Here is a 12,028-nt window from a genome sequence, read left to right on the forward strand (position 1 = left end):
AAAGCCTGATGAACACATCAGGCTTTTTTGATTCTGAATTGCTAGAAAAGCTTATTCACCCGCCACTTTCATGGTATCCAGTAGGATAGAGCCCGTTTGGATTTGTGAGCGCGTTTCAATATCACTACCAACCGCTACAATCTTGGTGAACATGTCTTTTAGATTACCTGCGATGGTAATTTCTGATACTGGGTATTGGATCTCGCCGTTCTCAACCCAGAAGCCTGCGGCACCGCGAGAGTAATCACCCGTTACCACGTTCACACCTTGTCCCATGACTTCTGTCACTAGAAGACCAGTACCGAGCTCTTTAAGCATTTGTTCGAAGTTTTGGCCTGTCGACTTCACGTACCAGTTATGAATCCCACCAGCGTGACCTGTCGGCGTCATCTTCATTTTACGTGCGGCATAACTGGTTAACAGATAAGTTGCTAGCACACCGTCGGTAATGATCTCACGGTCTTGAGTGTACACACCTTCACTATCGAATGGACTTGATGCCAAACCACGCAATACATGCGGACGTTCTGAGATATTGAACCATTCCGGAAGCACTTGTTTGCCTAGATGGTCAAGTAAGAAAGAAGATTTTCGGTACAGGTTACCACCGCTGATCGCCATAACGAGATGGCCAATCAAGCCTGTCGCAACATCAGCCGCAAACATGATTGGGTATTGACCTGTTTTTAGACGCTGCGCATCTAAGCGGTTAACCGTATTCTCTGCCGCCTTACGACCCACCGTTTCTGGGGTCCATAAGTCATCACGATGACGTGCCACGGTGTAGCTGTAATCACGTTCCATCTCGCCGTTTTGACCAACGCCAATTACACAACAGCTAGTACTATGGCGGCTAGACGCATAACTAGCTAATAAGCCATGGCTATTGCCATACACTTTCACGCCGTAATGACTATCATAACTCGCGCCATCACTTTGCTTGATTGCTCTGTCATAACTTAGCGCTTCTTTCTCAGCGGCAATCGCCACATCGGCAGCATAGTCTGGATCGGGTGCGTCAGGGTGGAAAAGATCAAGCTCCGGGATCTCTTGCACCATGTATTCTTTTGCTGCAGGGCCTGCAAATGGGTCTTCAGATGTGTAATGTGCAATATCTAGCGCCGCTATAACGGTTTGCTCGATTGCCGCTTCACTTAAATCAGACGTGGAAGCACTGCCTTTGCGTTGACCTCGGTAAACGGTAATGCCCAGCGCACCATCGCTGTTGAACTCGACATTTTCTACTTCACCCATACGAGTTGAAACACTTAAACCAGTGCTTTTAGTAATTGCGACTTCGGCGGCGTCAGATTTTGCCGATGCAAGCTTTAAGGCTCTTGCGACGGCTTGCTCTAGCTCGGTACGTTGCTCAGCAACCTGCTGTTTAATATCCATTGTCTTTCACATCTTGTCTTTGATGAACAATAGGATAACAAGAATTTCGCTTTCTCCCCATGATTCTTGTTAAAATAGTCATAATATTAATCAAAACACAGGCAACTGAAATGGCACGTAAGAATCAAAAAGCGCCATGGGAACCAGAAGAAGAGATCATCTGGGTAAGTAAATCCGAGATGAAGCGAGACATGGAAGAACTGCAAAAGCTAGGTGAGGAGCTTGTCGGCCTCAAACCTTCAGTTCTAGAAAAGTTTCCATTGAGCGAAGATTTGCGAGAAGCAATTGCTGACGCGCAACGCTTTAAAAATGAAGCGCGTCGTCGCCAATTACAACGTATCGGTAAATTGATGCGTTACGAAGATCCAGAGCCAATCCAAGCCGCACTGGATAAAATTCGTAATAAGCACTCTCAATTAACGGCGGTATTCCACAAACTTGAAGCGTTGCGTGATCGCGTAGTGGAAGAAGGTGACAAAGCCATTGATGACGTAATGGAAATGTACCCAGAAGCGGATCGTCAGCGTCTACGCCAACTTGCTCGCCAAGCAGCGAAAGAGAAAAAAGCTGGGAAACCAGCAAAAGCGTACCGCGAAATCTTTCAGATCCTTAAAGGTCTAAACGAAGAAGAGTTTTAATTCGAGGGCTCACGCAATGAGCATTCGATTTAAACGCAAAAAGCAGACGTCAATGTCTGCTTTTTTTATCTTTGGTTTTACAGTCAGCGTTACACTAAGCGATTAACGCGGTCTCCGCGCTCGAAAGCGTTAATGTTCTCAATCAAGATTTCCGCTAAACGTTGGATAGATGAGTCGCTGCCCCATGCAACATGCGGTGTCAGTAACAAATTAGGTAAACTCATATTGGCAATCAGCGGATTGCTCTCATCAGCCGGTTCTTGTGTAAAAACATCAAAACCAGCCGCTGCAATTTCTTGCTGTTTTAAGGCATCCACCAGTGCGCTCTCATCCACCAAACCTCCACGCCCTGTATTAATCAAAATGGCGTTGGACTTCATTTGTTTCAACTCTGCTTGACCAATTAAATTCTGAGTATGATCGTTGAGCGGGCAATGCAAAGTCAGCGCATCGGAGCGTTTTAATACTTCCTCAAACGACACATAACCTGGTCTACATTCTGCCGCCCCTTTACGCTCAGAAAACAACACGGTCATTCCTAACGCTTGAGCCAGATTCGCCGTCGCTTGCCCTAGTGCCCCACTACCAACAACACCTAACGTGCTACCACCAATATCCCCGATTGGGTGAGTAAAAAAACAAAACTGCTGGTTACGCTGCCACTCACCTGCGGCAATATCTTGGTGGTACCCAAATAAATTCCGTCTTAAAGCGAATAACATTGCCATCACGTGCTCGGGCACCGAACGCGTCGCGTAACCACGTACATTAGCAACCGCAATATCATGATTAGCACAGTAGTTCACATCGACGTTGTTAAAACCAGTTGCGGCAACCGCGATCATCCGTAATTTTGGTAGTTGCTCTAATACATGTTGGTCAAGCAGGACTTTATTGCTAATCACGATATCGGCATCTGCTAACCTTTCTATTACCTGCTCAGGCGCAGTTAGGTCGTACTCACGCCAGTGGTGCGGAAAGCCAGGTCGTGGGACCTCAATATGTTCTGGGATGGTCGCTCGGTCTAAAAATACGATGCTTGGCAAAGACATAACAACTCCTTGTTCACGGCTGAAAGACAGGATACATCAACCACAGTAACGAAATAGCCAAAAATAGCGAACTAGAAAGAACCGCTGTTGAGTGCAATTGGCATTAAGGGTGTGGCAACGTTTTATAATCAGGCAATGTACGCTCTGGCGAAAAATAGTTAAAGATCATCGCCTCGGCTTCAGAATAAAAGTCACAGGGTACAAAAATACTGCTCAGCTGATCCGTAGCTGGATGATAAAAACTTAGCTCCGCAGCGTGCAACTCTAAACGTTCTGAAAACTGATACGCCTCTTCGCTTGCATAAAACTCATCACCCACAATCGCATGACCAATCTCCATCAAATGCACGCGTAACTGATGCGATCGACCAGTAATGGGCAGTAGTCGCACAACGGTTGTATGGGTGCCATCAGGGTGCACTTCACGCTTCACTACTTGGAATAAAGTTTGAGATGGTTTGCCGTCGTCAAAACATACTTTTTGTCGTGGACGATTTGGCCAATCACAATTTAATGGAAGATCAATATTCCCTTCTTGCGACTCAACATGCCCCCAAACACGTGCGTAATACACCTTGTGAGTGAGGCGATATTGGAACTGCTTTTTTAATGCTCGCTCCGCGGGTTTGTTTTTCGCCAGCAACATCAACCCTGATGTCGACATATCCAAGCGATGCACAACTTGAATTTCTGGATGCAACTCTTTGAGGCGGCTCCACATGCTGTCGTAATGCTCTGCAAGGCGACCAGGGACAGACAGCAGCCCTGATGGCTTATTCACTGCCAGAATGTCGTCATCCTCAAAAACGATATCAACCCAAGGGTCGGTGGGAGGGGTATATTCAAGCATTGCCATGGGAGATCTCTACAAAATAAAAACGCCGCGATTATATACCCAAATAGCACCCAGATGCAGGATTCTGAAGAAAAGTTCAACCCAATAAAACAAAGTCAATCCTTTAGCATAAAAACTAAAAATAGCACGTTGTAAATTTAGTTTGACAACAAGACGCATAACTGAATAGAGTGCTAGATGCACACAGCATGATATTCGCAAAGAATACTTAAAATAAATACATCAAAACACAGCATTTAAAAGACATTACCGTTGCGCAGTATAGGGCGATCGCTCAGCTTGTCATGTACTGCGGTATGTATCTCTTTAGAAAGATACATAAGATAAAAAGGACAATAAGCAATGGACTCCGCCGTTATAGATAAACCCCAATCCAAACTTTCCTTATTTTTTCGTTCGCTAGGCCCCGGCATATTAATGGCATCTGCTGCGGTCGGTGGCTCTCACCTCGTGGCATCAACCAAGGCTGGTGCGATTTATGGTTGGCAATTGGCTGCACTGATTCTGCTCGTAAACCTGTTTAAATACCCTTTTTTCCGAGCGGGCGTACAGTACACCATGGGGACAGGGCTCACCTTGGTTGAGGGCTACGCGAAATTAGGTCGGCCTTATCTATGGCTATTTCTATTTCTGAGCGTGGTATCGGCCGTCATCAATACCGCCGCTTTGTTGATGTTTAGCGCTAGCTTGCTGGGCTACTTCATTCCGTTTTCACTATCAATGGCATCACTCAGCATCATTGTGATTGTCACCTGCCTGATTATATTATTTGCTGGCCATTACAAAGCGCTCGATACGCTATCTAAGGTGATCATGTCGGTGTTAACCATCGCGACTTTACTCGCTGTTTCTATCGCCGTTGGAAACCCTGTTGAGCAAGTAGCCAACTTCGAGCCGCCATCACCTTGGTCTATTGCGGCTATTGGTTTTATCGTCGTGACAATGGGGTGGATGCCTGCACCGATTGAGATCTCCTGTTTAACCTCAGCGTGGCTAAAACGCCAATCAAGCCAGCAAGAAGTAACATACCGCTCTGCTCTATTTGACTTTAATGTCGGTTATATTGGCACGGCGTTTCTTGCCATTATCTTTGTATCGCTAGGCTCTTTGATGCTTTATGGATCTGGCGTTGCGCTTGAAAGCTCTGGTGTTGGCTTCTCCCACCAATTGGTTGGCTTATATGCGGCAACGATTGGCGAATGGTCTCGTTACTTGATCGCGGTAATTGCGTTTTTCTGTATCTTTGGCAGCACGATTACCGTTATTGATGGCTATTCGCGCGTTATTTCGGATTCTCAACGCCTACTGCGCTCGCAACCAGACACTAACCCTAAAACCACTTCAGCGATCATGCTGGTAGTCTCCTTACTTGCATTGGGTATTGTGGTTTTCTGGGCTTCTGCGTTATTGCCTATGCTGAACTTTGCGATGATCCTCGCCTTTATGACCACGCCATTCTTTGCTCTGCTAAATTACACATTAGTGAGCAAAACTGAGTTACCTGAGCCTTTGGCTGTTGGACCTAAACTAAAGTGGTTGTCGATTGCAGGCCTGATTTACTTGTTTGGCTTCTTGGCTGTATTTATCTGGTGGAAGTGGTTGATGTAAATGAGATAGCTATCAGTGATTAATGCATTCCGCTTAAAGAAACTAAACCGTAAATAAAGAAAAAGGTCTTCAACTGAAGACCTTTTTTAATGAGCAATAAATACTTACTTAGTTATGGCTCACCACAATCAAACGCAGCGAGTCGAGCTGAACCTGAGCTTGGTTGATGTAACCAGTGAGCTCTTTAATTTGTGCGTCGATAGCTTCAATTTCTTCGTCACGAATATTTGGGTTCACCGCTTTCAGTGCTTGCAAACGCTCAAGCTCTGCATTCAAACTGTGCTGCATATCTTGATGAGCTTGTTTGCGTACTTCTTCGACCTTCTCTTCAATAAGAACATCACCAGCTTCAATTAAGCGGTGTACGTCTTTCTGTACCGACGTAACCAACTTGCTACCTAAGTGACGGTTTACAGGGCTGAGCTGGCGGTTAAAGCTTTCAAACTCCACTTGAGCAGACAAATCATTACCACGCGAGTCCATCATTAAACGGATTGGCGTTTTCGGTAAGAAGCGCGCGATACCACTGCGTTTTGGCGCTTGCGCATCTACCGCGTAAATCAACTCAAGAAGAATAGTCCCGACTGGTAACGCTTTGTTTTTCAATAGAGATACCGCAGACGTCCCCACCCCTTCACTCATAAGAAGATCGATACCACCCTGGATCATTGGGTGTTCCCAACTGATAAAGTGCATATCTTCACGAGATAACGCTGTATCACGATCAAACGTGATCGTCGCTCCTTCGTATGGCAGACCTGGGTAGCTTGGCACCATCATGTGCTCAGATGGGGTCACAATCAGGGCGTTTTCACCTTTATCGTCTTGATTCAAGCCAATCGTGTCAAAAAGATAAAGTGCGAAGGTGACCAGATTGGTATCGCCGTCAGTTGATTCAATTTTCTCAACGATTTGTTGTGCTTTTTCTCCGCCATTCGAATGCATTTCTAATAGGCGATCACGGCCTTGCTCCAATTGGGATTTCAGCTCTTTATTCATTTTTGCTGACGCTTCAATGATCTCATCTAGCGTGCTGGTATCACCAGAGGCAAGAATTTCAATCAGATCATCGGAGTACTTATCGTAAACAGCACGGCCTGTTGGGCAGGTTTCCGAAAAAGCGTTCAGGCCTTCATCGAACCAACGTGCTAGGATCGCTTGCGATGTGCCTTTCAGGTAAGGAACATGAATGTCGATATCGCGATTTTGACCGATACGGTCCAAACGACCAATACGTTGCTCAAGCAAGTCTGGGTTAAATGGCAAGTCGAACATGACAAGTTGGTTGGCAAACTGGAAGTTACGACCTTCAGAGCCGATTTCGCTACAGATAAGAACTTGTGCTCCACCTTCTTCTTGCGCAAAGTAAGCCGCCGCTTTATCACGTTCAAGAATCGACATACCTTCGTGGAAAACAGTGGCGCGGATACCTTCACGCTCACGCAGTGCTTGCTCCAATTGCAGCGCGGTACTCGCACGAGAAGCAATCACGAGGATTTTCTCGCTGCGCTTCTCTTTTACTTTTTCAAGCAACCAATTCACACGCGAGTCAAACTGCCACCAGCTCGCGTCATCGCCTTCAAATTCTTGGAAAATTTCTTCCGGGTAAAGGTTCTTCATCGCACGTGCTTCAGAACTCATCTTACCGCCAATCATCCCAGCAACACGCATTGATGTAGTGTATTGCGGTGGAATATCCATTGGCATCAGATGCACGTTACGCGTAGGGAAGCCTTTGATGGCCGCGCGCGTGTTACGGAACAGAACACGCCCTGTACCATGGCGATCCATCAAGTTATCGATCAGCTCTTGGCGTGCCGACGCTTTAGCTTCTTCGTCCGCTTCACTTTCGATAATGCGGAAAAGTGGTTCTACGTCTTGTTCAGACAATAACTCAGTGATCTGGTTTTTTGCTTCATTAGGTAGCTTTTCACCGGAAAAGAGTGAAGTAATCGCATCAGCTACGGGCGCGTATTGCTCTTCTTCCTCAACGAATGCTTCGTAATCATAGAAGCGGTCTGGATCCAACAAACGCAGACGAGCAAAGTGACTCTCACGACCAAGCTGCTCTGGCGTTGCAGTCAGTAGCAACACACCTGGAGTACGTTCAGCCAAGCCTTCTACCACTTGGTATTCACGGCTCGGTTTATCTTGGCTCCATTCAAGGTGATGCGCTTCATCAACAACCAGTAGGTCCCATTCACCTTCCAGTGCTTGTTCAAAACGCTTGCGGCTCTTGCGTAGGAAATCCAAAGAACACAGCACATATTGCTGAGTATCAAATGGGTTTTCTGCATCCGCAAACGCTTCGATACAGCGCTCTTCGTCAAAGATAGAGAAATGCAGATTGAAACGACGCATCATCTCAACCAGCCATTGATGCTGCAGTGTTTCAGGCACCACAATCAAAATGCGTTCGGCACGACCAGACAGAACTTGTTGGTGGATGATCATGCCCGCTTCGATGGTTTTACCCAAACCTACCTCATCCGCCAACAAGACGCGTGGCGCGTGACGACGGCCAACTTCGTGCGCGATGTAAAGCTGATGAGGGATCAAACCTGCACGCATACCACATAGGCCACGCATTGGGCTCTTATGCTGCTCAAACTGGTTGGTTAGCGCACGGTAACGCAGAACAAAGTTGTCCATACGGTCGATTTGACCGGCGTACAACTTATCTTGAGGTTTGTTAAAACGAATTTGGTTGCTAAGGAAAATCTCACGCAGAACAACAGCGGTTTCTTGCGTGTCTTCACGAGTACCGAAATAGGTGTAAAGACCTTCATCTTCCAGTACTTCTTCTACTTTTAGAGACCAACCTTCTTGGCAATCGATGACATCCCCAACATTAAAGGTGACTCGGGTAACAGGTGCATCGTTACGTGCGTAAACTCGGTTTTCCTCTGACGCTGCAAACATCAATGTCACAGTACGAGCATCCATTGCTACAACGGTACCTAAACCTAAATCGCTTTCCGTATCGCTAATCCAGCGCTGCCCCAAAGCAAATGTCATGAATTGACTACCTCGTTATTAGTTCTTGATTCGTGTTTCTTGTTGGTCTACTCATGCCCGTGGGCATGGATAATAGTTTAGATCTGATTCTGGCTTCTGCTATGCCGATAGCATTCGTCATTTCAGTATGAACTGAGTATTTTTTAAGCCAGCTCAACATGATAAATCGGACGTAGCCTATACGCAGAAAAAGGTCGCTAATCTTACTTGAAGCTGTGATTTAGGTCACGCCGAAACCGCACCAAGCAGAAACTTTTTTTCCCAAACTCTAAATGCAATCAAATTGTAAAATACTCATGCCAATTATTAAGTTGTAGAACGTAAATATTACGTATACTTCTAATGAGGGGCGTTTAAAACCATTGCATATGATTTAAGCGCGTTAGTACACGATTAGGATCAACACGGGTTTGCAGTAAGTTGTCTTGCTACTCGGTTGCACACTAGCCGACATCAGCCCGACAACCTCTATTGCAAGCAATCAGAGTTAGGTCACTTCACACCTATTTGGAAACGACCTAACAACTCGCATGCAGAGCCGTACTACGGCAAGGAGACGCTATGGGCGATACCGATCGGAAACTGTTTGTACTCGATACCAACATTCTTCTTCATGAACCCTTTGCCATCTTCTCTTTCCAAGAACACGATGTCGTTATCCCCATGACCGTGTTGGAAGAACTCGACCGAATCAAAGACAGCAAGCGCGACGTTGCAAGAGATGCGCGCGTGGCTATTCGCACCTTGGAAGATTTGTTTAAAGAAGCAACGCCAGATGAAATCTCTGAAGGCATTCCTGTTTCTAAAGACAACCCCGACCAAGGTACTATTTCCATTTTGGCGGATTTTGAACTGCAGGAAACCGTCAAAGCCTTCGCCGACAAAGCCGGTGACAACCGTATTCTCAACGCGGTGCTTTATCTGCAAAATAAACGTGCACCACGTGAAGTGGTACTGATCACGAAAGACATCAACATGCGTCTGCGAGCCAAAGGGGCTGGTGTACGCTTTGTTGAGGACTATAGAACCGACCAACTGATTGACGACATTCAATACCTAACCAAAGGCTTTCAATTGCGTGAAGGTGATTTCTGGAGCGGTATTGAGGAAGTAGAAAGCTATGCACTGGGCGGAAAAACTTACCACAAACTCAGTCGCGAACCCTTCGACCCAACCTTTATCAACCAATACGTTATTGATGAAGACAGTGACTTTGCTGGTCGCGTAGAAACCATCAATGAAGACAAGCTAACGCTTCTCGACCTGAGCCGCGAACGTCTAATGCATCGTAAGGCTTGGGACATCACACCTAAAAATATCTACCAGGGAATGGCGTTAGATGCCTTACTCGATCCAGAAATTGACTTGGTGATTCTAACGGGTGCGGCGGGTAGTGGTAAGACATTACTGGCAATGGCAGCAGCATTGGAGCAAACCATTGAAAAAAGCATGTTCGATAAAATTATCGTAACACGTAACACGCCAGATATCGGTGAATCCATCGGCTTCTTACCCGGCTCCGAAGAGGAGAAAATGATGCCGTGGTTAGCGGCGGTGACCGATACCTTGGAAGCGCTACATAAACACGATCACTGCACTGAAGGCTCATTGAAGTACATCTGCGATAAAGCCAACATTCAATTTAAATCGATCAACTTTATGCGTGGCCGTTCAATTCAAAATGCGTTTGTACTGCTTGATGAGTGTCAAAACCTCACTGCATCACAAATCAAAACCATCATTACCCGCTGTGGTGAAGGAACCAAAATCGTCTGCTCCGGTAACTTGGCGCAGATTGACTCCCATTACCTCACCCCAGTGACCTCTGGTTTGACCTACATGGTTGAACGCTTCAAGAACTTTGAAGGCAGCGCGAATATTCACCTCAACGGCGTGGTTCGTAGCCGCTTGGCGGAATTTGCTGAAGAAAACCTGTAATTGACACCGACTCACAAAGCAAAAGAGCGCTCTAATGAGCGCTCTTTTTATAACGATTCAACTGAGTTACTCAGTGCCACCTACTGTCAGTGAGTCCAGTTTCAAGGTCGGCTGACCAACCCCAACTGGCACACTTTGACCTGCTTTACCACATACGCCAACGCCCTTGTCGATACTTAGGTCGTTACCGACCATAGAGACTTGCTGCATTGCTTCGATACCTGATCCAATCAACGTCGCACCTTTAACAGGGCGCGTAATTTTACCGTTTTCAATCAAGTATGCTTCGGATGCAGAGAACACAAACTTACCCGAAGTAATGTCCACCTGACCGCCACCAAAGTTTGGCGCATACAACCCTTTCTCGACCGTCGAGATTATTTCTTCTGGCGTATGTTCACCTGGTAGCATGTAGGTGTTGGTCATACGCGGCATTGGTAAATGTGCATAAGACTCACGACGACCGTTACCTGTTGGGTTCACACCCATTAACCGCGCGTTTAGCTTGTCTTGCATGTAACCTTTCAGCACACCATTTTCGATAAGCGTGTTGTACTGGCCGTTTACCCCTTCATCATCCACATTCAGTGAACCACGAAGGTCTTTTAACGTGCCATCATCGACGATGGTACACAGCGAAGACGTCACTTGTTGACCCATTTTGCCAGAGAAAACCGAAGATTCCTTCCGGTTAAAATCACCTTCTAGGCCATGACCTACCGCTTCGTGTAGCAACACGCCAGGCCAGCCAGAACCCAATACCACTGGCATCATGCCAGCTGGTGCTGCTTCTGCTTCAAGGTTGATTAACGCCATGCGAATCGCTTCGTCTGCGTAATGAAAAGCTTGTTTCACACCATTGCTTTCCGTTAAAAAGAAATCGTAACCGAAACGGCCGCCGCCACCAGCGCTACCGCGTTCACGTCGTTCACCTTTTTGTGCGAGCACGCTAATAGACAAACGCACCAAAGGACGAATATCGCCTGCATAAGTACCGTCTGTTGCCGCAACAAGCATCTGCTCATGCACACCGCTGATGCTGATCGAGACCTCTTTAATCAATGGTTCTTTAGTGCGAATGTAAGCATCTAGAGATTTGAGCAATTCTGTTTTTTGCTGCTTTTCCCATTCAGCTAGTGGATTCACAGCGGCGTAGTACGCTTGGTTTTCGGTGCGTTTAAACGCTTGGACTTTACCATTCTGCCCTTGCTGAGCAATACCGCGCGCCGCCATTGCACTCTGCTTCAGGCCTTCAGGCTGGATTTGATCAGAGTAGGCAAAGCCGGTTTTCTCGCCAGTTACTGCACGGACACCAACACCACAATCAATGTTAAAAGAGCCATCTTTGATGATGCTGTCTTCTAGAACCAGAGACTCATGCCAGCTGGACTGAAAGTAAATGTCCGCATAATCGATCTGGCGCGTCGCAATGCTGGCAAGCGTGTCAGCAATGTCTTGTTCTGTCAGACCATTTGGGGCAAGGAGTGCCTGTTCTATTTGGTTTGTGCTCATAGTTAGCTCTT

8 protein-coding genes are annotated in these 12,028 nt (G+C 46.5%); 3 read left to right on the plus strand and 5 right to left on the minus strand.

Annotated elements, in window-relative coordinates:
• Positions 1-51: 51 nt before the first annotated feature.
• Positions 52-1,395: a metalloprotease PmbA gene (gene pmbA, locus R7E47_RS19420; protein WP_042523482.1), complete on the minus strand. Its 1,344-nt coding sequence runs from the start codon at positions 1,393-1,395 to the stop codon at positions 52-54.
• 110 nt (positions 1,396-1,505) lie between these two features.
• On the opposite strand from pmbA, the gene yjgA reads away from it, so the two are divergent.
• On the plus strand, positions 1,506-2,033 hold the full coding sequence (gene yjgA / locus R7E47_RS19425) for a ribosome biogenesis factor YjgA (protein ID WP_005381124.1): 528 nt from the start codon (positions 1,506-1,508) through the stop codon (positions 2,031-2,033).
• Between the two features lie 89 nt (positions 2,034-2,122).
• Here yjgA and R7E47_RS19430 read toward each other — a convergent pair whose 3' ends face one another.
• Together R7E47_RS19430 and R7E47_RS19435 are read right to left on the minus strand one after the other, a co-directional pair.
• Positions 2,123-3,085, minus strand: coding sequence for a D-2-hydroxyacid dehydrogenase (locus tag R7E47_RS19430; RefSeq protein WP_054577140.1), 963 nt, complete (start codon positions 3,083-3,085; stop codon positions 2,123-2,125).
• A 103-nt stretch (positions 3,086-3,188) separates the two neighbouring features.
• Positions 3,189-3,941 (minus strand): pseudouridine synthase, encoded by a 753-nt coding sequence (locus R7E47_RS19435; protein ID WP_258483184.1) that lies wholly within the window; start codon positions 3,939-3,941, stop codon positions 3,189-3,191.
• A gap of 342 nt (positions 3,942-4,283) precedes the next feature.
• On the opposite strand from R7E47_RS19435, the gene R7E47_RS19440 reads away from it, so the two are divergent.
• A complete protein-coding gene (locus R7E47_RS19440) occupies positions 4,284-5,549 on the plus strand; it encodes an NRAMP family divalent metal transporter (protein ID WP_054575321.1) in 1,266 nt (421 codons plus the stop codon).
• Positions 5,550-5,657: 108 nt separating this feature from the next.
• Here R7E47_RS19440 and rapA read toward each other — a convergent pair whose 3' ends face one another.
• On the minus strand, positions 5,658-8,567 hold the full coding sequence (gene rapA, locus R7E47_RS19445; RefSeq protein WP_318084990.1) for an RNA polymerase-associated protein RapA: 2,910 nt from the start codon (positions 8,565-8,567) through the stop codon (positions 5,658-5,660).
• Between the two features lie 561 nt (positions 8,568-9,128).
• On the opposite strand from rapA, the gene R7E47_RS19450 reads away from it, so the two are divergent.
• Entirely contained in the window at positions 9,129-10,505 is a 1,377-nt protein-coding gene (locus tag R7E47_RS19450; protein WP_005381133.1) for a PhoH family protein, read from the plus strand.
• Between the two features lie 66 nt (positions 10,506-10,571).
• On the opposite strand, the gene tldD is transcribed toward R7E47_RS19450, so the two are convergent.
• Positions 10,572-12,017, minus strand: coding sequence for a metalloprotease TldD (gene tldD / locus R7E47_RS19455; RefSeq protein WP_005381134.1), 1,446 nt, complete (start codon positions 12,015-12,017; stop codon positions 10,572-10,574).
• Positions 12,018-12,028 lie beyond the last annotated feature (11 nt).

It is taken from the genome of Vibrio sp. Vb1026 (assembly GCF_033338745.1).
Lineage (GTDB): Bacteria > Pseudomonadota > Gammaproteobacteria > Enterobacterales > Vibrionaceae > Vibrio > Vibrio alginolyticus.